The organism is Nitrospira sp., assembly GCA_024998565.1.
Classification (GTDB): Bacteria; Nitrospirota; Nitrospiria; order Nitrospirales; family Nitrospiraceae; genus Nitrospira_A.
Map to the genome: position 1 here is coordinate 145,011 of JACOEM010000005.1, position 25,322 is coordinate 170,332.

Annotated in this window: 22 protein-coding genes; 12 read left to right on the forward strand and 10 right to left on the reverse strand. The window is 60.5% G+C overall.

Annotated elements, in window-relative coordinates:
• The first annotated feature begins 205 nt into the window (after window positions 1-205).
• The 8 genes from H8K11_10200 (at window position 206) to H8K11_10235 (ending at window position 11,426) form a co-directional block, all read left to right on the forward strand.
• Window positions 206-3,619: an AsmA-like C-terminal domain-containing protein gene (locus tag H8K11_10200; GenBank protein ID MCS6264116.1), complete on the forward strand. Its 3,414-nt coding sequence runs from the start codon at window positions 206-208 to the stop codon at window positions 3,617-3,619.
• A gap of 51 nt (window positions 3,620-3,670) precedes the next feature.
• Entirely contained in the window at window positions 3,671-4,828 is a 1,158-nt protein-coding gene (locus tag H8K11_10205; protein MCS6264117.1) for an aminopeptidase P family protein, read from the forward strand.
• A 79-nt stretch (window positions 4,829-4,907) separates the two neighbouring features.
• Window positions 4,908-5,882 carry a succinate dehydrogenase/fumarate reductase iron-sulfur subunit gene (locus H8K11_10210; GenBank protein ID MCS6264118.1) on the forward strand — a complete coding sequence of 325 codons (975 nt, stop codon included), beginning with the start codon at window positions 4,908-4,910 and terminating at the stop codon, window positions 5,880-5,882.
• Between the two features lie 5 nt (window positions 5,883-5,887).
• On the forward strand, window positions 5,888-6,328 hold the full coding sequence (locus H8K11_10215; GenBank protein ID MCS6264119.1) for an archease: 441 nt from the start codon (window positions 5,888-5,890) through the stop codon (window positions 6,326-6,328).
• Window positions 6,329-6,494: 166 nt separating this feature from the next.
• Window positions 6,495-7,946 carry an RtcB family protein gene (locus tag H8K11_10220; protein MCS6264120.1) on the forward strand — a complete coding sequence of 484 codons (1,452 nt, stop codon included), beginning with the start codon at window positions 6,495-6,497 and terminating at the stop codon, window positions 7,944-7,946.
• A gap of 23 nt (window positions 7,947-7,969) precedes the next feature.
• Complete coding sequence (locus H8K11_10225) at window positions 7,970-8,335, forward strand: PilZ domain-containing protein (protein MCS6264121.1); 366 nt, start codon at window positions 7,970-7,972, stop codon at window positions 8,333-8,335.
• Between the two features lie 20 nt (window positions 8,336-8,355).
• Window positions 8,356-9,069 carry a hypothetical protein gene (locus H8K11_10230; GenBank protein ID MCS6264122.1) on the forward strand — a complete coding sequence of 238 codons (714 nt, stop codon included), beginning with the start codon at window positions 8,356-8,358 and terminating at the stop codon, window positions 9,067-9,069.
• A gap of 230 nt (window positions 9,070-9,299) precedes the next feature.
• Window positions 9,300-11,426: an EAL domain-containing protein gene (locus H8K11_10235; GenBank protein MCS6264123.1), complete on the forward strand. Its 2,127-nt coding sequence runs from the start codon at window positions 9,300-9,302 to the stop codon at window positions 11,424-11,426.
• On the opposite strand, the gene H8K11_10240 is transcribed toward H8K11_10235, so the two are convergent.
• From H8K11_10240 to H8K11_10250, 3 genes are all read right to left on the reverse strand, one after another.
• A complete protein-coding gene (locus H8K11_10240; GenBank protein MCS6264124.1) occupies window positions 11,392-13,095 on the reverse strand; it encodes a tetratricopeptide repeat protein in 1,704 nt (567 codons plus the stop codon). The genes H8K11_10235 and H8K11_10240 overlap by 35 nt on opposite strands.
• Window positions 13,096-13,192: 97 nt before the next feature.
• The gene (sthA, locus tag H8K11_10245) at window positions 13,193-14,611 is read right to left on the reverse strand and encodes a Si-specific NAD(P)(+) transhydrogenase (GenBank protein MCS6264125.1); all 1,419 of its coding nucleotides are present in this window, start codon (window positions 14,609-14,611) and stop codon (window positions 13,193-13,195) included.
• The gene (locus H8K11_10250; protein MCS6264126.1) at window positions 14,611-15,480 is read right to left on the reverse strand and encodes an HDOD domain-containing protein; all 870 of its coding nucleotides are present in this window, start codon (window positions 15,478-15,480) and stop codon (window positions 14,611-14,613) included. Before H8K11_10250 ends, sthA begins: the two co-directional genes overlap by 1 nt.
• A 380-nt stretch (window positions 15,481-15,860) precedes the next feature.
• On the opposite strand from H8K11_10250, the gene H8K11_10255 reads away from it, so the two are divergent.
• From H8K11_10255 to H8K11_10265, 3 genes are all read left to right on the forward strand, one after another.
• Complete coding sequence (locus H8K11_10255) at window positions 15,861-16,304, forward strand: hypothetical protein (protein MCS6264127.1); 444 nt, start codon at window positions 15,861-15,863, stop codon at window positions 16,302-16,304.
• 109 nt (window positions 16,305-16,413) lie between these two features.
• Window positions 16,414-17,316, forward strand: a complete 903-nt coding sequence (locus H8K11_10260; protein ID MCS6264128.1) for a CoB--CoM heterodisulfide reductase iron-sulfur subunit B family protein — start codon at window positions 16,414-16,416, stop codon at window positions 17,314-17,316.
• Window positions 17,317-17,333: 17 nt separating this feature from the next.
• On the forward strand, window positions 17,334-17,654 hold the full coding sequence (locus H8K11_10265) for a cupin domain-containing protein (protein ID MCS6264129.1): 321 nt from the start codon (window positions 17,334-17,336) through the stop codon (window positions 17,652-17,654).
• A gap of 70 nt (window positions 17,655-17,724) precedes the next feature.
• Here H8K11_10265 and H8K11_10270 read toward each other — a convergent pair whose 3' ends face one another.
• The 7 genes from H8K11_10270 to H8K11_10300 all read right to left on the reverse strand — a co-directional run bounded on the left by H8K11_10270 (window position 17,725) and on the right by H8K11_10300 (window position 24,422).
• A complete protein-coding gene (locus tag H8K11_10270) occupies window positions 17,725-18,486 on the reverse strand; it encodes a DUF3365 domain-containing protein (protein ID MCS6264130.1) in 762 nt (253 codons plus the stop codon).
• 22 nt (window positions 18,487-18,508) lie between these two features.
• The gene (locus H8K11_10275) at window positions 18,509-19,540 is read right to left on the reverse strand and encodes a transporter substrate-binding domain-containing protein (protein MCS6264131.1); all 1,032 of its coding nucleotides are present in this window, start codon (window positions 19,538-19,540) and stop codon (window positions 18,509-18,511) included.
• Window positions 19,540-20,151 carry a hypothetical protein gene (locus tag H8K11_10280; GenBank protein ID MCS6264132.1) on the reverse strand — a complete coding sequence of 204 codons (612 nt, stop codon included), beginning with the start codon at window positions 20,149-20,151 and terminating at the stop codon, window positions 19,540-19,542. Before H8K11_10280 ends, H8K11_10275 begins: the two co-directional genes overlap by 1 nt.
• Window positions 20,152-20,230: 79 nt before the next feature.
• Window positions 20,231-20,578 carry a hypothetical protein gene (locus H8K11_10285; GenBank protein MCS6264133.1) on the reverse strand — a complete coding sequence of 116 codons (348 nt, stop codon included), beginning with the start codon at window positions 20,576-20,578 and terminating at the stop codon, window positions 20,231-20,233.
• A gap of 114 nt (window positions 20,579-20,692) precedes the next feature.
• Complete coding sequence (locus H8K11_10290; GenBank protein ID MCS6264134.1) at window positions 20,693-21,664, reverse strand: multicopper oxidase domain-containing protein; 972 nt, start codon at window positions 21,662-21,664, stop codon at window positions 20,693-20,695.
• A 174-nt stretch (window positions 21,665-21,838) separates the two neighbouring features.
• The gene (locus H8K11_10295; protein ID MCS6264135.1) at window positions 21,839-22,579 is read right to left on the reverse strand and encodes a Crp/Fnr family transcriptional regulator; all 741 of its coding nucleotides are present in this window, start codon (window positions 22,577-22,579) and stop codon (window positions 21,839-21,841) included.
• On the reverse strand, window positions 22,536-24,422 hold the full coding sequence (locus tag H8K11_10300) for a transketolase (protein ID MCS6264136.1): 1,887 nt from the start codon (window positions 24,420-24,422) through the stop codon (window positions 22,536-22,538). The genes H8K11_10295 and H8K11_10300 overlap by 44 nt, the downstream gene beginning before the upstream one ends.
• A 330-nt stretch (window positions 24,423-24,752) precedes the next feature.
• Between H8K11_10300 and pyrR the strand changes: the two genes are divergently transcribed.
• Window positions 24,753-25,313 carry a bifunctional pyr operon transcriptional regulator/uracil phosphoribosyltransferase PyrR gene (pyrR, locus tag H8K11_10305; GenBank protein ID MCS6264137.1) on the forward strand — a complete coding sequence of 187 codons (561 nt, stop codon included), beginning with the start codon at window positions 24,753-24,755 and terminating at the stop codon, window positions 25,311-25,313.
• Window positions 25,314-25,322 lie beyond the last annotated feature (9 nt).

The following is a 25,322-nucleotide window of genomic DNA, read 5'->3' on the forward strand; positions in this document are numbered from 1 at the left end:
AAAAAGCGAGGCATTATAGACCGGCACGCATCAACCGACGAAAGGTATTTGCGATCCCCAACGAGATACGGTCTCCTACCGTTTCACGTCTCACGTTTCACCTTTCTCGTTTCACGTTTCACGCCCGATAGCGCCTCTCTGCCGTATGGATTTCCCTCTCGTGCATCCAGTACACTCAGATTTTGACCTACCTGGTGGAGGTGGAGTGAGGGTTCGTCCGCGCGTTGTCGTGTTATCGCTGCTCGGCCTTGTGGTCGTCGGCGCGCTCCTTCTCCTCTATTCGCGCGAGTTGTTCGGCGTCGACGTCATCAAGAATTTCTTCCTTCAGCAACTCGAAACCAGTCTGCGGCGCAAGATCGAGGTCGATCGGATCAAGCTGGTCGTCCTGCCCAGCGTCCGGCTCGAACTCTCCAATGTGGGTGTCTATGGTCACGACGACCCGACCCACGTCGTCTTCCAGGCCAAAGAAATCGACATCGTCCTGCGCCTCCTGCCGCTGCTGAAGAAGCAGGTCGTGGCCAAGCGCATCTTTCTCGACGAGCCGACCGTGACGCTGATCCGCAATCGCTCCGGCCATTGGAATGTGCTCGCCGGGCTGCCCTCCGCAGCCAAAGACGAATCGGCCTATCAGATGTTCAGCCGCCTCCTGCAAATCCGTGAAGCGACCATTCAACAGGGGCACATCACGATCACGGACGAGGCCCGGCCTGACGGCGTGCGCACCACCAAGCTGGAAGCGGTCGAAATGGCGTTGAAGGTCTATCCGGGCAAGGCCCAGGGCGATTTGCACATCTCCGCCTCATTGCCGGCAGAAGCGGCCCCTTCTTCATTTTCCCTCACCGGTACCATCGGCTTGAGCGAATCCTCTTCGTCGCTGGCGGCGGAAGAACCCTATTCCGTCCATCCCGCGTTTCAGTTCGACGGCGAGATCGAGACCACCAATCTGCGCCTGCGCGAAGCCGCCGACTTCTTCGGCCCGCGCCCCGTGCCCGCTCAACTGCAGGGTGGTGCCAATCTGCAGAGCCGCATCCGCGTGGCGCCCGGCGTGGCCGGCTATGACGTGGTGCTCACGGAGATCGCTGCCAATGTCGATGAGCTGGCCGTCACCGGCAAGGCGAACCTGGCGGGACTTCTGACCACGCAACCCACGTTCTCTATCACCTTTGCCTCGCCCACCATCGACCTCAAGAAGCTCTTCGCCCGCATGCCGCCACAATGGATTCATCCCCAATTGCCCGGCATCGTCGAGCAGCGCCAGCTGGGCGGAACGGTCGAAATCGTCTCGGCCACGCTGACCGGCGCCACCGCGCCCAGCCCGCAACTGTCGCTCACGGGTGACTTCCGGATTGAGAAGGGCACGGCGCTGATCGGCAACGACCGTGTGCCGACGCAGGATCTGTCCGCCACCATCTCCGTGGAGCCGGGACGTATCCGGGTCGGCAAGGTGACGGGGAGCTACGGCACACTCCAGATGACCGACGGAAAAGCCGTGGTGTCGTTCCTGGATGAAGGGCCCTGGATGGAGTTGGACATCAGCGGCAACATGACGGCGGCGGATCTGGTGAAGTTTTTGACCAAAACCATCCGGGCAGACCGGCTCACCTCGCTGCTCGCGCAATCGCGTGAGATCGAAGGCCAAACGCATCCGACCTTCCGCCTCGTCGGTCCGCTGGACAAACCGGAAGGCATCACGTTCGCAGGCGGGGAAGTGCTGGCCGAGCAGGTCAGCCTGGTGAATCCCTCCCTGCCACAACGGCTCACGGCCATGCACGGGCGTATCCTGTTCTCGCAAACCGGCGGAGCCCAATTCGATCAAGTCACCGCCAATGTGGGCGAAACGCAACTGCAATTCAACGGCATGATCAGCGGCGGCACGCCCAGCGTCTTTCAGGATTTTGTCATTCGCGCGAGGGGCAGCGCCGCCCAACTTCGCCAGATGGTCTCTGCCGGAACCTTCCCCGACGATCTCCTCTATGGCATGGTCAACGCGAAGGTCCAGTTATCCGGGGCCTCCGGTGCGCCGCATCTACGCGGGGAGATCGGCCTGAACGACGCCAAACTCGTACTGCCGATGGTCGGAGAAAAACCGTTCGGCTCACCGGCCTCCCTGGAACTGGATGCCGATGTCACGCGGGGAGTCGGCTTGGTGATTTCCCGCATGGAGCTCGTGGTACCGCCGTTGCGGTTGCCCTTGAAGGGACGCATCACCCTGGGCGATCAATTTTCGATCGACGCCTCACTCGCTTCCGGAACGGTCTCATTGTCGAGCCTTCCCGAATGGATCTACCGCAGCGGGTTCGAGGCGGGCAATCTCGAAGTTTCCATGGATGTGAAGGGCACGGATGCCGAATGGAGAAACTGGCGCACGGGCGGATGGCTGGCGCTCACCAACGGCCTGATGTCGGTCAAGGGCGTGGACGGCCAGGTCGAGGATATTTACCTTCGGCTGAAATTTTCGAAGAACATCGCCGATATCAAACAGCTCTCCTTCCGCATCAAGGACAGCGATGTCAGCCTGTCGGGGGCGTTGAAGAACTGGACGACGAAACCGGTCATCGCCGTGAAGATCGAATCGTCCCAGATGGATCTCGACCTGCTCATCCCCAAAGGCCACCGCTCACCGATCCGGGAATTTCTTGAGACCCTGGCTTCGACCAGTCAGGTCAGCGCCACCGCCACGATTGAAAAGGGCCTCTACAAACACCTGCGATTCGGCGGCTTGTCCGGGCGCTTGACGATTCAAGACGGCATGCTGGATCTCGACCGTGTCGTCGCTCAGTCGGGAACCGGTCATGCCGCCGGACGCATGGTCGTCCGGCTGCCCAAGGGACAACCGGCCGAAACCGAAACCTCAATCCGGATGACGGGCATCCCGGCCGAATCCCTGTTGCCGCTGCTCGGAGCCCATGATCAGCCGGTGACCGGCGAGATGAAGCTGACCGGTGTGATCCGCGGGCATGGACGGAACCCCCATGGCGTCCTACCGACCCTCAACGGCAAAGTCGAACTGGTGTTGCAGGATGGCCGCATTCTCAAGACGGAGAAACGCGCCATCTGGAAGATACTCTCCATTCTGAATCTCCCCGCAGTCTTGCAGGGGAAGGTGGATCTGGAGAAAGAGGGATTGCAGTACAACCGGGCGAGCACCACCCTGACGATTCAAAACGGATTGGTGAAGACCCAGAACATCGTCCTGGACAGTCCCGTGTTGAAAATTTCCGCCGTCGGTAATTACGACATGCCCACCGACCAGCTGGACATGATCTGGGCGGTGAGTCCCTTCGGGTCCTACTCGCAATTTCTGAAATCGATTCCGCTCTTCGGGCGGCTGATCGCCGGGGACCGCAAGGGCCTGGCGACGGCGCTGTTTCAGGTGAAGGGCTCCATCGACGATCCGGACGTGACTTACATGCCGATGAAATCCTTTACGACGGGATTGACCGGTGTCGCGCAGCTCGCGTTCGACCTGTTGAAAAATACGGTGATGCTCCCGATCGATATTCTGTCGCCGCAGGAGGAGAAGGATCCGATGTTCGATCCATCGCTGGAGATCCAGACGCCGCCGTCCACCGCGCCGCCGGTCGAGACGCCCACGACTCCGACACCGGCCACGCCTTGACCACCTCCGGACCGCGTGATAGCATCCGAATGACGTGAACGCATCCATCTCATGAGCCACTCGACCGAACACAACAGCCGTCCCGAACAGAGCGCGACGCTCTTCATCGCCGCCAGCGAAACCGATTCCAATCTCTATTACGCCACCCGCTTCATCGCGCCGGATCCCTTCATTTATCTTGAAGTGAAGGGTGAACGGCTCATGGTCATGAGCGATCTGGAAGTGGACCGAGCGCGAAACCAGGCGACGGTCGATCGCGTATTGTCCTATTCCGAGTTGGAGCGACGCGCCAAATCGCAGGGCGTCAAAGATCCCGGCACGATCGATGTGATTCATCTGGTCTTGCAGGATGCCGGCCTGAAAGACATTCTGGTCCCTCCGACGTTTCCCTTTCTCCATGCGAGCCGCCTCCAGGAACTCGGCTATCGGCTGCGCACCAAACGCGAACCGTTCTACGAACAGCGAGTGATGAAATCGGACGAAGAGGTCCGGCACATCGAAGCCGCCCAGCGAGCGACGGAAACCGCTGTGGCCGCCGCGCACCAGACCCTTCGACGCGCCGAGATTCGCGACAACGTCCTCTGGCTGGACGGCGAGATACTCACCTCCGAGCGAGTCAAAAAATTGATCAACGTCGCCCTGATGGAATGTGACTGCGTCGCGCAACATACCATCGTGGCGGGTGGGGAGCAGGCCTGCGATCCCCATGATGAGGGCAGCGGCCCGCTGCCGGCTCATCGCAGCATTATTTTCGATGTCTTTCCGCGATCGGCCGGTTCACGGTATTTTGCCGACATGTCCCGCACGGTGGTCCGCGGCACACCCTCGCCGGAATTGACGCGCCTCTATCACGCCGTCAAAGACGCGCAGGAAGAAGCCATCACCAAGATTCGCGACGGCGCCGACGGGGCCGCCATCCATCAAGGCATCTGCGATCGGTTCGAAAAGGCGGGCTACAAGACCGGCCTGGTCAACGGCCGCATGCAGGGGTATTTTCACGGCACCGGTCATGGCGTCGGCTTGGATATTCACGAAGCGCCCCGTATCAGCCGGACCGGTTCGTTGCTGCAGGAAGGGCATGTCGTCACCGTCGAACCGGGCTTGTATTATCCCGGCCTCGGCGCCGTGCGTATCGAGGACATGGTCCTGGTCACCAAGGACGGCTGCCGGAATTTGACGAATTATCCGAAGGTCTTCGAACTCGGTTGACCCATGGTACGCGCTCCTTCAACATAGGGGCGGCTCTCTTTTCCCGTTTCACGTTTTACGTCTCACGCCTCACGATTCTATGCGCCTGACCTTTACCATCCAGCGTTTTAATCCCGAAACCGATCAACAGCCTCACCGGGAAGACTATCGTCTCGACATCGGACGCGGCATGACCGTGCTCGAGGCCCTGATCCGGATCAAGAACGAACTCGACGGCCGGTTGGCACTGCGTTATTCCTGTCGATCCGCCATTTGCGGCTCCTGTGCCATGCATATCAACGGCACGGAAAAGCTGGCCTGCCGGACGTCCGTCCGCAAAGAACTCGAACGCCACGGCAGAATCTCGATCGAGCCCTTGCCCAACCTCCCGGTCATCAAAGACCTGGTGGTCGATATGTCGCCGTTCTGGGAGAAGATCCGGGCCGTCACGCCCTGGCTGACGCCCGAAACCCATCCCACCAAACGATACGGGTCATCCGGACAACTTCGCCTGTTGCCGGAGTCGTACCAGTTTCACAACGTAGACGCCTGTATCATGTGCGGAGCCTGTGTGGCCGCCTGCACCTCCCATGAAGTCTCACGAGGTTTTCTCGGCCCGGCAGCGCTCGCGAAGTCTGCGCGATTCGTCGCCGACCCGCGCGAACCGGCCGGGGCGAAACAGGCCAGACTCACCGCGCTCCAGGAGGCCGATGGCATCTGGGACTGCACCCGCTGCAACATGTGCGTGCAAGTCTGCCCGAAGGATGTGCAGCCGATGGAGGCGATCATTCGATTGCGCCGCTCGTCCCTCCGGCATGGATTGACCTCGGCCGAAGGCGCCCGCCACATCACCGGCTTCGTCGACCTGGTCCGCCACGAGGGACGTTTGAATGAAGCGTTGATGCCGCTGAAGGTCCTTGGATTCAATCTTCGACGCGTGCTCGATGTCATGCCGCTGGGCCTGCGTATGTGGCTCAAAGGAAAGGTACCGTTGCCGTTCGGCCACACCATTCCGGGTATCGAACAGGTCCGGGCCATCTTTGCCGCCGCGCGCCGTCGGGCTCCTCGCGTCTGACGCCCATGCCGGGCTCCTTCCGATTCCTCGACGACATCGCGCTGGCCGATATGGCATTCGACGCCGAGGGAGAGTCCTTGCCGGCCCTCTTCGAGGCCGCGACGCAAGCGCTCATCGAAAGCCTGGCTGATCCGGTCACCATCGCCGAAACCTGGCGGCATACCGTGGACATGGAAGAACCGGACATCGAGACACTCCTGTTCGAATGGCTGGGACGACTCGTCTACTTGAAAGATGCGCAGGGCGTGGTCTTCCATCGGGCGACATTGTCGCTGAATCAGAATGAGGCCCGCACAGCCTGGCACCTCCACGCCGAACTGACCGGCGCACCGGTCGATCCCGCGACACAGGACCTGCACTCCGACGTCAAAGGCGTCACGAAACATCTGTATGCAGTCACCCAAGAGGGGACGAGCTGGAAGGCCAGGGTGGTGTTGGACGTATGAAGCACCCCTTCGCGCACAATCACCTTCAATCAATAGAAGGATGCTCAAAAAGGATCGCCAACTAGGCCGCAGGACGCGAAGGCCCCGAGGCGTACTCATCGTACGTCGAGGGGATTGAGTGCCCGAGAACGACGTTGGAGGCCTTTTTCAGCATCCGGTTGGACGTATGAAACTGAACACCGACATGCAGGTCGTCAAGATCAACGACTACCTCTGGGAAATTCCGCCCTCTGAAAAGCCGGGCATGCTGGTCCCGGCTCGCATCTACGCCAGCGCGGCGATTCTCGGTGCGATGGATCGAGGCGTCTTCGATCAGGTCACCAACGTGGCCTGTCTCCCCGGTATCCATCGTTATGCCCTCTGTATGCCCGATGGACATTGGGGGTACGGCTTTCCCATCGGTGGTGTGGCGGCATTCAATCCTGAGGATGGAGTCATCTCTCCCGGCGGAGTCGGCTACGATATCAACTGCGGGATGCGGCTGATCCGTACCGACTTGTCGCTCTCCGAGGTGCAACCGAAACTAGAACTGCTGATGACGGAACTCTTCCGTCGCGTCCCGGCCGGTGTCGGATCACGCGGCTTCGTGAATCTCTCCCGGCGGGAGTTTCGCGACGTCATGCGACAGGGCGCCGGCTGGTGCATCGCCAAAGGATATGGCTGGGAGGAGGACCTCGAACGCATCGAGGAGCGCGGGTGCCTGGAGGGCGCAGACCCGACCCACGTGACGGACTACGCCATCGAACGCGGCATCAATCAACTCGGCACCCTGGGATCCGGCAACCACTACCTGGAAATACAGGTCCTCTCCGACAAAGGAATCTACGACCGTGCGACGGCCGCAGCCATGGGATTGACCGGCCGCGATCAGGTGGTGGTGATGGTCCATTGCGGGTCGCGCGGATTCGGCCACCAGGTGGCGAGCGACTACCTCAAGGTGTTCGAGAAGGCCATGCGCCGATACGGCATCTTCGTCAAAGACCAGCAGCTCGCCTGCGCGCCGTTTCGCTCGCCGGAGGGGCAGGAGTATTTCGGCGCAATGAACTGCGCGGCCAACACGGCGTTCGCCAACCGGCAAGTCATCACGCATCAGATCCGCGAAGCCTTCGAAGCGGTGTTCGGCGAAAGCGCCAGGCGCCTGGGCATGCAGCTGATCTACGATGTGGCGCATAACATCGCCAAGGTCGAACGCTACCGGGACGGGGAGTGGCTCGTGCACCGGAAGGGCGCCACGCGGGCATTCGGGCCCGGAAGCCCTGAACTCCCGGCCTGTTATCGAGGGATCGGGCAGCCGGTGATCTGCGGCGGCTCCATGGAGACCGGCTCGTATCTGCTGGTCGGCACGGATCGGGCGATGCAGGAGACGTTCGGCTCGACCATGCACGGGTCCGGCCGGACCATGTCGCGCGCACAGGCGAAACGCACGGTGCGCGGCGAGCAGCTCATGCGCGACATGAAACAGCACGGCATTCTGGTCAAAGCCGTGTCCATGTCCGGTCTGGCTGAGGAAGCCGGGTTCGCGTACAAGAACATTTCCGATGTCGTCGAAACGGTCGACCACGCGGGAATCACAAAAAAAGTGGCGGAACTCAAACCAATCGGCAATATAAAGGGCTAGCCTTATACCAGCGCTAGCCGATCATGGACCAACGCCACCATCCTCGTTTTCCAGTTCACTTTCGCAGTTCCTTCAGTTCGGTCAACCGCGTCGGCGGAGACGGCAAGGTCGTCGATCTGTCCTTGCGCGGCTGCGGGATCCTGAGCGCGACAGCCGTCCATCCAGGCACCACCCTTGAACTTCGCATCCAGCCCGCCGGTGATGCTGCCGCTCTGACCGTTCAGCAAGCCGTGGTACGCTGGTGCCGCGACGGCCGCATCGGTCTCGAATTCGTCTCCCTGCAACCGGACGAATGGACTCGCCTCCAAGGCATTGTCAAAGAACTCACGCGCCAACCCTATGAACGGGCCAACGACCGACAAGACGGTCCCGGCACGTCACGACCCTGACCCGTTGAGGAGGATACAGCATGGCTCACGCGTCCCGATTGCCTCGCACCTGGCTTCCGGCGGTATTCATCAGTGTGATCGTTTCTGCCTGCTGCGCGGCCGCGCTCTATCTGCTCCTGGCTCAGCACGATCGTTCGCTCGTCGCACAGCGCAATGCGGCGGCCATCATGGCCGCCGAGCAGAGCGCACGCGCCGTGGCGCGAACCATGGCCTGGTTCAGTGAATCGCTGCCCGTCGAGAATCTGGCCACTGTTCAACAGACCCTGGAACAACATGCCCGACAGGCTAATCTGCTCGATGCCGCCGTCATCACCACGGACAACATGATCGTCGCCGCCAGTAATCCGGCCGCCATCGGCACCCCGGTGCAGGATGCCGCATGGCCGGCGGCACGCAACAGTCAGAACAGTTCCATCACTCACGGGGTCGACAAGGGGAGGCCGGTCCTGATTGTGATCGAGCCCTTCCGTCAGGACAACCGCATCGCAGGATGGATCAGACTGGTCGTCGCTACCCCGCCGGATGCCGCAGTCCTGCGTTCTGAGGATGATTTGGGACGGGACGTCGCCCTGGTGATCGGACCATTGCTCCTCGTGATGGTCGTCCTCTTGACCCTGACCATGCGGGGACTCATGAGCCGGGTACGCGCACTCTTGGCCGGCATTCTCATGGAGGCGGAGGAACAGCGGTTCGTCCCGGTCGGAAATCACACCGAGGCACCGGACAGGGGCTGATTCACCGGTCCGGACATGCCCGCAATGAGTGTTTCCACCCCGGCAGAGGAACATCCCCGCTGCTCAACAAGTGCTAATTATGTAGCGATTACTGAAAAGTTTGATACTCTGACATGAACGCATAATGCTTCGACCTATCATCGACACCCGTTGCGCCATCGCCCCCTGGAAGGCGCAGATTTCATCATACATGCGCATCCTTTTGCCGTCGCACCACTAAAGACAACACCATGAGTCAAACCCATCCCACGATCCTTGTCGCCGACGACGACCCGCTGTCACGGCTGTTTGTTCAGAACGCGCTGGAACCGGCCGGCATGACCGTCGTGGAGGCCTCGGGAGGGCGGGACGCGCTGGCAAAGTTCGAGACCCTGATGCCCGATCTCGTCGTGATGGACATCATGATGCCGGACCTGGACGGCTATCTGACCTGCTCCCGGCTTCGTACGCTCCCGCGCGGCAAACGGGTGCCGATCCTGGTTCTCACGGGATTGGATGACGCGAATTCCATCGCTCGGGCCTACCAGCACGGCGCCACGGACTTCATTACCAAACCGGTCAACGCCACGATTCTCTGCCACCATGTCCGGTACATGCTCAGAACCAACAACGTGCTGCACGCGCTGATTCGAAGCGAATCGCGGTTGGAACTGGCCCAGCGGATCGCCCGGATCGGCAACTGGGACTGGAATCCCAAGACGAATCGTTTGAGCATGTCCAACGAATTATGCCGGCTCCTGGGCGTGCGTCCGCAGGATTTCGGCGGCACCTTCGAGGCCTTCCTGAATCTGATTCACCCGGAGGACCGGCCGGTCGTCACCGGCGCACTGGAGCGATTGGTCTCGCAGCACACACCCTGCGATATCGACCACCGCGTCGTGTTGCCGAACGGGACCGACTTCATCATTCATCTCCAAGCCGAAGGGGTGCGAGAAGAAGAGACGGACGAGCTGACGGTCATCGGAACCGCCCAGGACATCACCGAACGCAAACAGGCCGAACGAGCCATTCACCAACTCGCCTACTACGACAGTCTGACGGGCCTGGCCAACCGGGTGTTGTTCAAAGATCGCCTCTCCAACGCCCTCTCCTATGCCGAACGCTACCATCAGCATCTGGCCACCCTCTTTATCGACTTGGATCGCTTCAAGATCATCAACGATACCCTGGGGCACACGGTGGGAGACCGCTTGCTGACACATGTCGCCGAGCGGTTGAGCGAGTCGGTTCGCCAGAGCGACTCCGTCGGCCGGCATGCCGATCATGAACCCACCCACGCCCTCGCGCGACTCGGCGGCGATGAGTTCACCATTCTGCTCACGGCACTACCGACCCCGGAAGACGCGGGTCGAGTGGCCAGACGGATACTGGAGGCACTGGCGCATCCCTTCAGCATCGACGGACATGAGATTTTTATTTCCGCGAGCATCGGCATTTCGATCTTTCCTTCGGACGGCGCCACCGTGGAAGCGTTGCTCAAGAACGCCGACACCGCGATGTATCACGCGAAAGAGCAGGGACGGAACAACTGCCAGTTCTATTCGTCCGGCTTGAACGCCGCCGCGGCCGAACGCCTCGATCTGGAAAACGAACTTCGCCGCGCCTTGGAACGGGAAGAGTTTGTCGTCTTTTATCAGCCGAAGCTGAATATCCATTCACGCAAGATACTGGGGGCGGAAGCGCTTGTCCGTTGGAAACATCCCAAACGTGGTCTGGTGCCGCCGGGAGTCTTCTTGAATGCGGCGATCGACACAGGCCTCATCCGCCCGATGGACGAATGGGTACTTCGCGAGGCCTGCCGTCAGGTGAAAGCCTGGGAAACGGCCGGCCTGGCGCCCATCACCGTGTCGGCCAACGTGTCCAATTCCCTGTTTCATGGACGGACGCTGCCCGCCACAGTGGCCGATGCGCTTCGAGACTCCGGGCTGAATCCCTCCCAACTGGAGCTGGAACTGACCGAGTCCATCGCCATGCGGGACGTCGAGGCGTCGGTCACGATGCTGGAAGGTCTCCGCACCATGGGCGTCCGGCTCTCCATCGACGACTTCGGCACAGGGTATTCGTCGCTCAGTTATCTTCAGCGTTTCCCCCTCAGCCGACTGAAGATCGATCAGTCGTTTGTCCGCGATCTGCTCACCAACGAAAACAACGTGAAGATCACCCGGGCGATCATCGCGATGGCGCACAGTCTGAATCTCTCGGTCTTGGCCGAAGGAGTGGAAACAGAAGGCCAGTTGGCACGGTTACGGGAAGAGGGATGCGACGAGGTGCAGGGCTACCTGTTCAGCCGGCCCGTCTGCGCGGAGGATTTTGAGAAGTTGCTCAGGGGCGATGCCGATGCCCGTACAGCAGCGTGATATTGATGCGGCGGTTGGTGAATCCTTCCTTGAACGCAATGTCATCGGTTTCGTGGAACAGATCTGAGTTGAACACCACCGCCCGGTTCGCCCGATAGGGGATCTTGATTTCCTTCGCCCCCTGCGTCGTCAGCCACTCGTAAATCCTGCCTCGGGCCTTGTCGCTATTGTACGTCTTAAAATCCCAGTCCCTGGGCGCTTCCTTGTCCCACACCACCAGTCCACCACTCTCAGGATTCAGGTTCGCCTCATCCGGCGTGATCCAGAAATTGACGTTGACCGCCGCGGCATCCGCATGAATGTTCAGACCGCGCCTGGCGCTGTCGTGCTTGAATGCCCAGGCCTGCGTCAGGCGGTGGGTGCCGAAGATGCGGGGAAACCGGCGGCGTAACTCCTCGGCGATTTGAAGCAACAGGGGAGAGGCGAATCCATCGCCGAGAAAGGCCCCGATGTAGCCATTCTCGTAGTCTTTCTTCCAGATCGTGGACGCCCAGCAGAACCGTCTCAACCGTTGCAACGCCTCGTCCGTCAACAACCCGTCGATGTACGTCACCTCCGGGTTCGTCGCCAGGTACCGGGCCTCTACGGCTGCGCTGTCCAAGTCCGCAGCCAATGCCCCTCCCTCAATCGCCTCACATGGAGCGATATGGATCAGCCGGTTATACGAGGCGGCGATAGGCTGTATGTCGGCAGGCGACAGCGGCACACGATTGGGGGAGCCAGTCGCACCGGTCGCTGCCTGTTCGACTTTCTCGCACAGTCGAGTGAGCGCCTCGTAATAGGGATTCCATTCATCGCCCAACAGCCTGTGCTCTCGAAGATACTGTAGCTGCTCGGCATCATGCTTGAGCCGGGAGCGAAAGACGGCCGTCTCTGTCACAGGGCGGCCGTGCGCATGTTTGGCCTGCGCGGTTTCGGCAAAACAGCGCAGCGCCCGCGGCATATCTTCCCGCCAGATCCAGGCAATACCGAGGTTGTAGAGCGCGGTTCCATACCCGGGGACGATCTGCAGCGCGCGTTCGAAGCAGCGAATGGCATCGTCCAGCCGACCCTGTTCCAGGAGCACCAGGCCGAGATTGTTCTGTGCCTCCGCATGAGTCGGCTTCAAGGCGATCGCCCGCCGATACGACTCCGCAGCTTCATCCAACCGTCCCTGTTCTTTCAAGACGACGCCCAGGTTGTTGTGCGCCTCGGCATGGTCGGGATTGAGCGCCAGTACCTGCTCATACGCGGCTTGCGCGTCTGCGAGACGGCCCAGCTCTTTGTAGGCGTTCCCGAGATTGGTGCGGGCTTCGATGTAGCGGGGATTGCATTGGATGGCCTGGCCATAGGCCTCGAGCGCGTCCGTCGTGCGTCCTGCGCGTTGCAGCACGACGCCGTGATTGAACCAATAGATCGGATTCCGCGGACCGGCGGCACAGGCCTTCGCCAGCCAACCGAGCGCGTCTTTCAAATGACCGCGGCGGTAGGTCAGGAGGCCCAAACCATGGAGTGCGTCCGGCTGTGCCGGCGTGCGCTCGAGCAGGGACCGGTAGGCCCGTTCTGCTTCATCCAGACGTCCGGCCTGATGATGCAGCTGGGCCTCGCGCAGAAGCGCCGTTGAAACATCGGCACCTCCGGCCTGCTTCCCATGCAATTTTTCATCGCGGCGGCGCTCATTGCGATTCACGACGATCCCTCCAGCACGACCTTACGGGTCGCCCCGGAGAGTAGCGCACATAAGGCACGGGGGTCAAAGAGGGAGAAGAGGACAGGGGAGCGGGAGATTAGGCCGCTTGCGTGGTGCTCTGACGCTTGCGGCGTTGACCCAGGATATCGAGCGCGGCCACGCGATACCCTTCGGCAAACGTGGGAAAGCTGAAAATGGAGTCGATGAACCGATCGATGGTGGCCCCGTCTTGCAGCGCCATCTGCCCAAGGTGAATCAGTTCGGTCGCATGCTCGCCGACGATCTGCACACCGAGCAGTCGTTCACCGGAGGGGTCGGCAATCAGCTTCAGGAGTCCGTCGCAGGCTCCCGTGATCTGCCCCTTGGCGATCTCCGTAAACCGCGCGCGCCCCACAAGCGGGCCCCGGTACCGGGCCGCGGCCTGTTCCTCATCGAGTCCGATGGAGGCGATTTCCGGAATGGTGTAGATCCCGATCGGCACCTGATTGAGCGAGTCGCCGACCGGAAGGCCCAAGGCGTGACTGACCGCCCGACGACCATCCTCCATCGCTTGTGAGGCCAAGGCCGGGGGACGACCCAACATGTCGCCGGCGGCAAAAATATGCGAGACGAGGGTTTGCCCGTATTCGTTGACGGGGATCCGGCCCTTCTCGTCCAGCGTGAGCCCGGCCGCCTCAAGGTTCAATTCTTCAATGTTCGGTTGACGCCCCAGCGCGACCAGCATCTTCTCGCTCTTGACCGCCATGCCGTTCGCCAGCCTGGCGACGACGGAGGACACGCCGTCCCACGCTACTTCCTTGACGGTCTGCCCCACGTAAAACCGTCCGCCTTGCCGTTCGATACTGCGCTGAAACACCTCGACGATTTCCGCGTCCATGAACGACAGGGGGCGCTGGGCCCTGTCGATGAGCGTCACTTCGACACCCAGCAGCGCAAAGGTCGAGGCATATTCACAAGCGATGACCCCTCCGCCCAAGACCGTCAACGAGCGGGGCAGGTAGATCATCGACAGGATCGAATCGCTGTCCAGGACATGTTCGTGATCCACGGGAATTTCTGGAATCGAACGCGGCCGGGACCCCGTTGCCAGCACGATCGTGTCGGCCCACAGGGCCTGGCAGGCGCCGTCGATGGTCTGCAATTCCACTTCATTCGGCGAGAGGAATCGCGCGCGGCCGTGCCGATAGATCACATTGTTGCGGGTGAGTTGGTCGGCCATGTAACACTCGTGCGCCTTGACCACCTCATCCAGGCGGTGCAGCAGTACGGACATCGGCACATCGAGCCGCAACCGGCCTTCGAACACTTCGCTCGAGCGTTTGAGACGTTCGAACTGCAATGCCGTCTCGCGCAGCGTCTTACTGGGAATCGTGCCCCGGTAGACACAGTTACCGCCGATGCCCTGCTCCTGTTCGATCAGGACGACTTTCTTGCCGGCCTTGGCGCCTTGAATGGCGGCCTTCTGGCCGGCCGGACCGCTCCCCACCACCACGATGTCATAGGCATTGGGGGGCATCACAACGGCATCGCCTCCACGACGGCTTGCACCTTGTCTTTCAAGGCCAGCAACGCATCGATATCTTTGGGATAGAGGTTCAGATCGGCAAAGACCGCATGCTCACGGACCATCGCCTCATCGAATGCGACGGGATCGAGAAAATGCGTCGCCAAACGACCGGCCAGACAGGTCGTCATGCACTCCTGTTTAGCCGTCTTGGCATACTGGTAGTCGCTGTGAAAGCCGATCGATTCCACGACAGGCGGCGGGAGTCCCCAGTCTTCGGCGACGAGCAGGCCCACCTGGATGTAGTAGCCTTCCAGCAGTTGATGCAACAGCTCCTGCGTCAAGGTGAGATTCTGCTCCTTGGCCAGCGCGACCAGCGTCTGCAACACCACCGGTTTGCCGATCCCGTGCAGGAGTCCGCAGAGATAGGCGCTTTCGACGTTGAACCGGCGGACCCGGGCAATTTCTTTGGCGTAGGCGCCGCTTGCCAGAGAATACTGCCAGAGACGCTTGACTTCATCGTCCCACCCCGGCACCTTGAAGGCACTGCCTTTGATGGAGGCGGAGAACGCCAATTCCGACATCAAGTTCATACCGAGCATCGAAACGGCATGTTGTAACGACACCACAGGATTGCGGGTCATGTAAGCCGGTGAGTTGGCGATCCGGATGACATGGGCGGCAAGGGCCTGGTCCTGATGAATGAGCGCGGCAAGCTTGGCCGCCTCCGCATCCGGATCGTAGACCATACTCAAAATTCTGGAGGCCACTTGAGGCAAGAGCGGGAGTTCGATGGCTCCCTTCTGGATTCGCTCGATCAGATGTTGTTCCAACGCGTCCGTAGAGGCCGCGTCCGTCGCTTTGGGAAGTTCAGCGCTCATAGGGCTTACACCACAGGTCAAGGTTGCGGGATTGTCTGCCTTGTAGATCCTTTTCGGCTCATTCTTCCCAAAACCTTAACCCGCATTATTCATGAGCGCTTCTGCTGCAATCGCCGATTCACTGCTGCGACGGGCCTTTGGCCGGCGGGCTCGCCCCTCGGATCCTCAACGTACTGCACAAGTACGCTTCGGGTCCTCCCGGCTCCGCGCGCCGGTCTCGCCACGTGACTCGGCAATTTCGCGACGAACCGTCATGAATAACGCGGGTTCCCCCTCTGGGAGAGGATCTGCGGGCACAGAACATGCCGGAGAATGAGTATAATGTGACCGCGTCGGGCCGAATGGCTGCATTCCATCTGAAAACAAAAAGGAGTCCCCGCATGGCCGTAGTTAGAACGCTGGTGGTTCTGTGTATCCTGGGTCTCTCCCTCACACTTCCGCCCGGGGCGACCGCGGGGGACAAGCCGCAACCGTCTACAACCGACAGGGTGATCCGGGACACCAAGGAGGCCGTCGAGGCGACCAAGCAGTATACGCTTCAGCAAAAGGAGACCTTCCAGAAGGCGGTGCAGGCCGAACTGGCCGAGATGCAGGTCAAAATTGCGGAGCTCCAAAAGAAGACCAACGCTGCCTCCGCAGAAGCCCGGACTGAAATGCAGAAGGCCCTTCAGGATCTGGAACACAAAAAGGACGAGGCAGGAAAACAGCTCGAGGAGGTGAATGCCTCCACCAGCTCAGCCTGGAGTAAGCTGAAAGACAACATGAACGCCGCCGTCGAAGACCTGAAGAAAAGCTATAAGGAGACCGTTTCAAAACTTCCCTGATTCCACCTATGGCTCACACAACCGAGAGAAGCCCGATTCCGTCTGTTCATCGAGGGGTGAAATACGCTATGTTGGGACGGACAGACCGGACGAACAGGCGACCCACTCTATGCCCCTGAAATTTGCCCTCTATCCTGGTTGCGCAGCGAAAGGCGCCACCCCCGAACTCTATCAATCCACGATGGCCATCGTCGGGCGATTAGGCATCGAGGTCGTCGAGCTTGCCGCCTCCTCCTGTTGCGGCGCCGGTGTGATCGGAGAAGCCGATCCGGATGTGGCGCTTGCGCTGAACGCCCGGACCTTCGCTCAAGCGGAGCGGCTCGGGCTGGACATCATGACCATCTGCGGCACCTGCCAGGGGGTGATGAGCGCGGCAAACCGCCGCCTGAAGAACGAACCGGGCACCCTTGAGCGGGTGAATAAAATCCTCGCGCAAGACGGGATCAGCTACGGCGGCGGGGTTCAGGTAAAACATCTCCTGTGGATTGCGGTGCGGGATATCGGACTCACCCGCGTGGGAGAGACGGTCCAGTCTCCATTTCGTAATTTCCGTATCGCCCCCTTCTATGGATGTTACATGCTCCGGCCCTCCTGGGAGCTGGGGTTCGACGATCCGGAGAATCCAAGCTCGCTCGAAAAAATTATTCGCGCCGTCGGCGGGGAGCCGGTCGCCTATGCGGGGCGGACCAAGTGCTGCGGCTTTCCTATCATTCTGGAGAAGGAAGCTATCGCGGTGGCCATGGCCGGCACGAATATGAAAGACGCGAAGGACCATGGCGCGGACTTTATGGTCACACCCTGTCCGCTCTGCCACATGAGCCTCGACATTTACCAGGAACGCGCAGGACAGGCCGTCAAAACGGCGCTGAACCTTCCCATCCTGCATCTTCCCCAGCTGCTTGGGCTCGCGATGGGTCTCCCTGCACAGGACTTGGGGCTCTCACGCCACTTGATCTCCGTCGACCGTATCGTGACGCGCCTGCACACACCGGACACAACACATTCATCCTGACCTCTGGAGCCCACGACATGAAGGTACTTACGCTTGCCGATTTTCAGCAGTTCAGTTCCGAGAAGATGAAGAAAAATAACCTCTTCCAGACCCCGCGTTTCTTTTGCGACATCTATTGCTTTGAACCGGGCCAAGAACAGAAGGGCCACATTCACGGCGAGCAGGATAAGGTCTACATCGTGCTGGAAGGGGAAGGGACGTTTCAGGTCGGCTCAGAGAAGCAGGTGCTGAAACCGGGGCAGGGTACCATGGCACCCGCGGGCGATGAACATGGGGTGAAGAATCACACGCAGCAGCGGCTGAAAGTCCTGGTGTTCGTCGCGCCGAATCAGGCCTGACAATCGACAGCCGCCGTTCGACAATCGACGATCGTTCCTGTGTTCAAAATCCCGACCGACGCCTGCCGTCTCATTTTCTTGGCGTCAGCGGGGCCGTGACAGTGATGGCCCCGGCAAGGTCACCTTCCTTGTGCCCCTCTTTCGGATAGCCGGAGATGTCGAGATCCCCCTTCGGTTCGCCGTGGCAGGCGAGGCAATCCTTGGCGTAATAGATCGGCATGACCACGCGCAACGTACTCCCCTCGTCCGTCAGCTCACTGACATAAGCCTCGGCACGTGGCCTGGCAGAGAGCCATTTCAGCACCGACGCCTCATATTCATCCGGCTCGTTCTTCGGATTGCGGGGCTCGATGGCCGTCTGTTTCAGGCGTACGTGCGCCGACTTGGAGAACCGGGCCGAGGCCTGACTCCCATAGGTCGCCGGGATGAAATTCTTGTAGCCGATGCCGCGCTGGTTGATGACGACTTGCGCATCCCGCACGACTTCGCGGCTGGCCTGCACCAGCGCAGGTAGAAGTTCTTTTGCCAACGGCGGGATAAGGATGGAAACCGGCGCGGCGGGCAGTGCAGTGAGATCGATCCCGGTCTTGGCCAGAAACTCCCGTACGAGCTGCTGCTCGAACAGTTCCGGCGTGAACCCCTTCTCACCCTTGTGGGGATCGTCGATCAACGCCTGATTCCGTTCGATCACCATACGTCCGGATTGCAGGAGCTTTGCCAACAATCGCGCCGTTTCTTCCGCCTCAGCCCGTTCGACCGCACCGACCATCGACGGTTGCGCGATCACTAACAGGACTGCGGCCGCCAGGATACAGAACGCGTGACTTCTCATGACCATTCTCCTCTCCGTGATGTTACGGCTCGACCTTGAGGCGACAGGTCCCTTGTGCGTAATGGGCCGCCATCTGTTCCACGTCAAACGACAACCCCTCCAGAGAAGCCCGGCGTGGAAAGGCGTACTCCTCATCAAGCCACCTGGTTCGCATCTCGCGAAGTCGACCCGACTCATCGAGTTTCAACAGCAGGTCGTTCAACAACCATCGCAGGTGGTAACTCTCTTCGGGCACGACCACGCCGTAATCTGCCTTGGTCAAAAACAAGGGGCGGCCATTTTCGCGTGTCAACGGTGACCAGTCTTTACGAACCCGTTTGACCATATACTCCAGCACCGGCTGGGCCCCGAGAATTACGTCGATGCGCGGCTCCGCCCGCGAGTCGGCATACTCGAACGCAGCCGGAAGCGAATCGCACAGAATCAACCGGTGGGGACTCAGATTCGCCTCGGCATAATAATAGGCGCTGGTTTCGTCCTGGACCGCGATCGTCAACCCGTCCAGTGCGTGGCTGGTCGCAGCCAGCCGGTCGGGACTGGGATGCATCGCCTGCTCCCGCACATTGGCGCGGACTCGCTCAAGAACCGCGGGATTTGTCGTGATCCCGCTGACCCCACCGCCGTAAAAGTAGGGCAGGGAATAGGCCACACCGGCCCGAGCCGGCGCGGGGGTGTTGATCGCCACGGCGGACATGAACCAATCGAGATGCCCTTCATTCAGCAGCCGGAACAGATCCCTGAACCGCACCAGGTGCAAGACAGGGGTCACCGCGCGTCCGCACCGTCGGGATAATTCGTCGGTCATCGCCCGCACCAGTTCTACATCGAGCCCGGTCACCCGGGCGCCCTCGTCGGTCCAAATCGTCGGGAACACAAACGGACGAAAGGGCTCCATCGCGAGACCGACTTGCACCCGTTCACGTTCGCAGATGATATCGACCTTGTTGCCTGACACGGGCCAGACATGCTCGACCGCGTCGATCAACAGCCCGCACCCGGGAAGACACAGACAGAGGACCGCCATCCATCCCATGCGCACGTGCGACGCCCGCATCAAAACCGAACGCCTGTGAGAAATACCCATTGTTGCGCCTGTCCCGCCTCACCGCGAAAATCCACACCGTACTGGCTATATTGCACGCTGATATCGACCGACAGACTGCGTGCCACAGGAAATCGCACACCCAGCTGACCTCCGATCAAATGGCCCGGCGCGTGGTGCCCCGGACCGGGCAGCACACCTCCGGCCAGGAGCCCGACGTACGGAACCGCCCGATCCTCCAAGGGACCGAACAGGATGTGACGGAGCAGGCGGCTGATCGGTTTGTGCGTGGGAAAATCCAGGATGTCGATGAAGTTGTTCCAACGGGGATTGAGAAAGAGGGAATGTTGGTCGGTCCGGAATTCCTGGGAATGGATGCTGAAGTATTGGTAGATGGTCCGAACCTCCACGTTGCCGTAGCGGAGCGCCGTGATCCCGAGTTGCACGCCGATCTCACGATCGTCCGGGGCGAACGTCTGCTGGCGAAGCATGACATCGACATTGAAGGGCCGGATGGGAAATTCCAGCATCGCCTCCTGGGCCGACAGAGACGCGACAGGGGCCAGACACCAGCCTCCGATCGCGATCGCGCTCCACAACAGGCCGATCCATTTGTGCATCATGATGCCGGTAGTCTCCGCAGAGAGCTTCGGATGGACCGCGCCTAGTCTAGCCGAACGGTTCAAAAGTCGCAAGCACTGCTTACCGGGGCAACGGAGCGGGACCTGCGGAAATACAGGACTGCATGATCTCGACCTGGCAAACTGTATCGGGGCGCACATGGCGACGCGCGACCGCCAGGAGGTCGTCCGGTGCGACCCGGCCGCTGACCACATCGATCAGCACATGATCAGGGACGCTGTCCGGCTCCACGCGCGTGACGCCGGGAACCTGCGCCAATTCCGCAGCGAGACTCCTGCGGAAAGAGGGACAGTCTTGGCCGGACAAGAAGAGCGCCACGCGCTCGTGCGAGGTGTCGGCATTGACTGGGCTCGCTAGGCATCCGACGGATAGGAGCAAGCAGCACCGCGTCATCCCACGAAATGGCATCGGCATCTCCCAAAAACCACAGACTTTGAACGAATTGATTGGTCATAATCTTTCTTTCGGACTGTCCGGCCGACCCTTTCGAGCCGGCCGGGTGAATCAATCCAACGACCGGCATTATTTCGCCGGTAATTCCCACGGCACCATCGGCATCAACGGCGCCGGCTTGGCATCCGGTCCGGCCAGTAACACTGCAATGGCTCCTCGCAACGCCCCCGTAAGTGAGTGGGTGACCAGCGGGTAGGCGCCGGCAGATTCCACTACCACATCGAAGGTGGCCGCGCTCCCCGGTCCTACTACGTAGGTTTGCACACCCTTCAGATTGTTGGCGGGATTGCCGCTCTCATAGACGTTGTCCCAAATCTCTCCGATCGGGTGAAACGAGGAAAACTCGTTCGGGCCCGCGTTGACGAAATAAATCCGCACCCGCTCTCCCGGCTTCGCATCGAGTTTCCCGCCGCCGGTCACAAACGGGTGATACTTGAAAATGCCGCCGTTGAACATCATGCCGTCGTACTTGCGATCGAACATCGCCTGCACGTCATTCGGATTCTTGAAATATTCCGACTGCACCAAGACGTATTCCCGATCCGCTTTCGGCCAGACTTTGGCGTTTTTGGGATCCACGATGATCGCCCCGAACATCCCCCGCGCGACGTGCTGAATCATGGGTGGGGCACCGCAGTGGTAGAAGAACACCCCCGGCTTCTTTGCCGTGAACGAGAAGCTGTGCGTCTCGCCGGTGTTGACGGCCCGGTAATTTTTCAGGAAATCGACTTCCGCCGCATGGAAATCCATGGCATGGGGATTCTTGTTCGTGGCCGGGTTCGTCAAGGTGAAGTTGACGATATCGCCTTCCGTGACCCGCACCACCGGACCGGGGAACTGTCCGTTGAAGGTCCAGGCGGCGTACTTTTCACCGCCTCCGTCGATGACGATGTCCGTTTCCACGGCGGTCATTTTGATCTCATGTGTCTTGGCCTGGGCTGACAGGGCCATCCCCGCCACCAGTCCCAGCGCCATTCCCAGGATAGGCAGGGCTTGGTGCAGGCTGCGCCCCGAATGGTTGTTCGTTCTCTCTGTGTGCATGGTTGCCTCCAATCGTCCTTCCGGTTCACCCGGCGACCGGGAACGCATCGCTCCCGGATCAACATTCGTCGCAATCGAATGCTGCGCCTCTGCCTGCACCATACGGGAGGGCATCGACAATAAAACATGACTATTGTCATGTTTTGAGCAATAACGTCGTTGTGGCGAAAATAATTACGTGGAAGCGAGGAGGCGGAGCTTGGGAAGGTCACGAATAATGAGGCGGGCAGCCGTTCCCGACACCAGCCGCTCTTTCTTAAACCGCGCCATGATGCGAATGGCGGTTTCAGTCGTCACGCCCACCATGTTCGCCATGTCCTGGCGCGTGAGCCGGACGGAGACCCTGATCCCGTTCGGTTCTTGAACTCCGCTTCGTTCCGCGAGGTTCACGAGGAGGGAGGCCAATCGTTGATCGGCCCGGTCCAGCGCGAGGACCTTGGCCTTTTCCTGCGCTTCGTTGAGGCGGTTGCCCAGGTACCGGATGACTTCCATCGCGGCATCCGGATTCCCGCGCAGCATCTTGAAGTAGGCTTCTTTCTTCATCCGCAGCACGCTGACATCCCCCATGGGCTGGGCGGTGCCCGGATGGGAGGCGCCATCGAAGGCCGAGGCATCGCAACAAAACAGATCGCCGGGCATGAGCACTTTCAGCGTGCACTCTTTCCCGTCAAGGGACGATTTGACGCACTTCACCGACCCTTCCTTGACGATATGGAAGTACTCGGTGGGATCGCCCTCACGGAAGATGTACTGCCCCTTGCCGTAGCGGGTTTCCGTCATTTCGCCCAGGACCTTCTGGCGATCCTGGGCGCTGAGGATCTGGAGGAGGGGAATCTGATTCAACCCGGCAGGGAAGGCAGGGCCGGACTGTTCAGCGGGAGGCTGTTTTAACGATTTCTTTGGCCGCTTCGACAATCGAGCGTACTCCAATACCAAAATGATCGACGAGCTCATCCGGCTTCCCGCTGCGCGGGATTTCCCGAACGGCCAGTTTGTGCACCCGCACGCCTTCCGATGCGAGCGCGCTCAAGACGGCATCGCCGATGCCTCCGTGCGCATAATGGTCCTCGACCGTCAGGAATCGTCCGCCGGTCGCCCGCGCGCACTCGATCAAGGTCGCCTGATCCACGGGCACGATGCTGTATAAATCCACAACGCGCGTCGCGATGCCGGCCGCCTTCAATTGATCGTGAGCTTTTAAGGCCTCAAACAACGTCACGCCGGCCGCCACGATTGTCAGCTGGTCGGCAGCACTCTGCCGGACCACCTTGGAGCCTCCGATCTTAAACTGCTCATCGAGGCCATAAATCACCGGCGTCTTGGGGCGACCGGCACGGAGGTATACCATGCCCTTATGAGCGGCCGCCGCTTCCACCAGTTTGTACATCGAGAGCGCGTCGGACGGGTACAGCACCGTCACACCGGGCTGCGCCGACATCATCGCCAGGTCTTCAAGCCCCATCTGCGAGGGGCCGTCTTCGCCGATACTCACACCGACGTGCGTCCCCACCAACTTGATATTCGACTGGCTGATCGCCGCCATCCGAATGAAATCGTACGCCCGCGTGAAGAAGGCGGCGAAGGTCGCCACAAAGGGAATCTTTCCGCAGGCGGCGATACCGGCCGCGGCGCCCAACATGTTCTGCTCCGCGATAAAGTTTTCCAGAAAACGGTCCGGAAACCGCTTGCCGAACTTGTCGCTATAGGTGGAATTCTTCACATCCGCATCCAGCGCGACCACCTGCGAATTCGCCTCACCAACCGCCAGAAGGGCGGCTCCGAATGCTTCCCGCGTCGCCGCGGAGTCCCCGAGTTTGTACGGCGGAGGCGCCATCGTTCCCTTGGCAGGGGCCGCGGCTTTGACGACTGTCGGCATCGGAATCTGCGGTTGCGTCGAGCCGGGCTTGAGTTGCCGCGTCAGTTCATCCAAGGCCTTCTGGGTTTCTTCACCCTTCTTCATGGGCTTTCCATGCCATTCCGGATGATTCTCCATGAAGGAGATGCCGCGCCCCTTAAAGGTCTTCGCCAGCAACACCGTCGGCCGCCCCTTGGTCCGCGCCGCTTCCTCAAACGCTGCCACAAGGGCGCCGATATCGTGACCGTCCACCACAATGGCATGCCAGCCGAACCCGGCCCATCTGGCACGATAGGCCTCCATGTCGTGTTGCAACATCGTGGGATCGCTTTGTCCCAGCCGGTTCACGTCCACTATCGCGCAGAGATTATCCAATGCCGCGTGCCGCGCCACTTCCGCCGCTTCCCACACGGAGCCTTCGACGGACTCACCATCGCCCATCAACACATAGGTCCGGTAGTCGGTCTTGTCGATCGATTTGGCATTAAATGCGAGACCCACTCCGGCCGGCAGGCCTTGCCCCAACGAGCCGGTCGCCATGTCCACGAAGGAAAGGCGGGGCGTCGGGTGGCCTTCGAAATCGGACCCGAGGGTGCGCAATTTGAGCAATTCAGATTTGGGAAACAACCCGGCTTCCGCCCAGGCTGCATAGAGCAGGGGCGCCGCATGGCCTTTTGAGAGGACGAATCGATCGCTATTGGGCAATTTCGGATTTTTCGGATCGTATCGCATCACGGAGAAAAACAAGACCGCGACGATGTCTGCGGCCGAACAGCAGCTGGAGGGATGTCCGCTCCCGGCTTCAGTCGTCGCCTTCACACTGTCCATGCGAAGGTGCGTCGCCTTATTGGCCAAAGCGGTCAGAAGGTCAGGCGTGGCGGTAGAGGCAGCAGAGGCAGTCATGCGCGATCCTTTCAGGATGGGAGCTGATAAATTCCGGGTGATTGGATGATCAGTGAGAGGGACGGACCGCCTCTCAACGGCACGAAGCTAACAAATGGCATGCAGGGAGTCAATGAAGGCAGTCGTCGCGCAGCACAGGCCACTCGGGGCACAGCATTCTTGACACGGTAGGGGCAACTCGTTAAGATCAGCCCGCCTTTAACGCTCATCCTGTGAGGTGGGTAAGGAGATCATGACCACACGACACGGCAGCCAGCCGTCCGACAGCCCGCACCTTCTCATCCAAATCGGTGGGAAGGTTTTTTTATGCCCCCATCGACTCAAGCACCTATGACAACCGAACCTACAACAGGCAACCGGCAGGAGCGTGTGGTGATGGACGCCGGCGATATCGCCCGCGCCGTGACCCGCATCGCGCATGAAATTCTGGAGCGCAACAAGGGCATCAAGGACCTGGCCTTGGTGGGCATCCGGACGGGGGGCGTACACCTGGCGCATCGCCTCGTGCGGCGCATCCACGACATCGAGGGCACCCAGATCCCGATCGGCGAATTGGACATCACGCTCTATCGTGACGACCTGTCGCTCCGCAAGGATCAGCCGATCCTCCGCAAGACCTCGGTGCCGTTCAAAATTTCCGATCTCAAGGTGGTCCTCGTGGACGATGTGCTCTTCACCGGCCGCACCATTCGCGCCGCCATGGACAGCCTGATCGACCTGGGACGACCGGCGGAAATTCAGCTGGCGGTACTGGTCGATCGCGGGCATCGGCAACTGCCGATCAAAGCCAATTACATCGGCAAGAATATTCCCACCTCGCGCGAAGAGGCCATTGAGGTCCATCTCGAAGAAAACGGAGAAGAGGATCGCGTGGTCATCCTCAGGGCGTAACCGGAGACA

What these genes read in the sequence shown, in the direction of transcription:
- H8K11_10210 (MCS6264118.1), top strand. Translation starts at nt 4,908, where the DNA reads ATGCGCCTGACCTTTACCATCCAGCGTTTTAATCCCGAAACCGATCAA.
- H8K11_10215 (MCS6264119.1), top strand. Translation starts at nt 5,888, where the DNA reads ATGCCGGGCTCCTTCCGATTCCTCGACGACATCGCGCTGGCCGATATG.
- sthA (MCS6264125.1), bottom strand. Translation starts at nt 14,611, where the DNA reads ATGCCCCCCAATGCCTATGACATCGTGGTGGTGGGGAGCGGTCCGGCC.
- H8K11_10230 (MCS6264122.1), top strand. Translation starts at nt 8,356, where the DNA reads ATGGCTCACGCGTCCCGATTGCCTCGCACCTGGCTTCCGGCGGTATTC.
- H8K11_10235 (MCS6264123.1), top strand. Translation starts at nt 9,300, where the DNA reads ATGAGTCAAACCCATCCCACGATCCTTGTCGCCGACGACGACCCGCTG.
- H8K11_10250 (MCS6264126.1), bottom strand. Translation starts at nt 15,480, where the DNA reads ATGAGCGCTGAACTTCCCAAAGCGACGGACGCGGCCTCTACGGACGCG.
- pyrR (MCS6264137.1), top strand. Translation starts at nt 24,753, where the DNA reads ATGACAACCGAACCTACAACAGGCAACCGGCAGGAGCGTGTGGTGATG.
- H8K11_10270 (MCS6264130.1), bottom strand. Translation starts at nt 18,486, where the DNA reads ATGAGAAGTCACGCGTTCTGTATCCTGGCGGCCGCAGTCCTGTTAGTG.
- H8K11_10220 (MCS6264120.1), top strand. Translation starts at nt 6,495, where the DNA reads ATGAAACTGAACACCGACATGCAGGTCGTCAAGATCAACGACTACCTC.
- H8K11_10225 (MCS6264121.1), top strand. Translation starts at nt 7,970, where the DNA reads ATGGACCAACGCCACCATCCTCGTTTTCCAGTTCACTTTCGCAGTTCC.
- H8K11_10255 (MCS6264127.1), top strand. Translation starts at nt 15,861, where the DNA reads ATGGCCGTAGTTAGAACGCTGGTGGTTCTGTGTATCCTGGGTCTCTCC.
- H8K11_10285 (MCS6264133.1), bottom strand. Translation starts at nt 20,578, where the DNA reads ATGCCATTTCGTGGGATGACGCGGTGCTGCTTGCTCCTATCCGTCGGA.
- H8K11_10290 (MCS6264134.1), bottom strand. Translation starts at nt 21,664, where the DNA reads ATGCACACAGAGAGAACGAACAACCATTCGGGGCGCAGCCTGCACCAA.
- H8K11_10205 (MCS6264117.1), top strand. Translation starts at nt 3,671, where the DNA reads ATGAGCCACTCGACCGAACACAACAGCCGTCCCGAACAGAGCGCGACG.
- H8K11_10275 (MCS6264131.1), bottom strand. Translation starts at nt 19,540, where the DNA reads ATGCGGGCGTCGCACGTGCGCATGGGATGGATGGCGGTCCTCTGTCTG.
- H8K11_10280 (MCS6264132.1), bottom strand. Translation starts at nt 20,151, where the DNA reads ATGATGCACAAATGGATCGGCCTGTTGTGGAGCGCGATCGCGATCGGA.
- H8K11_10260 (MCS6264128.1), top strand. Translation starts at nt 16,414, where the DNA reads ATGCCCCTGAAATTTGCCCTCTATCCTGGTTGCGCAGCGAAAGGCGCC.
- H8K11_10265 (MCS6264129.1), top strand. Translation starts at nt 17,334, where the DNA reads ATGAAGGTACTTACGCTTGCCGATTTTCAGCAGTTCAGTTCCGAGAAG.
- H8K11_10300 (MCS6264136.1), bottom strand. Translation starts at nt 24,422, where the DNA reads ATGACTGCCTCTGCTGCCTCTACCGCCACGCCTGACCTTCTGACCGCT.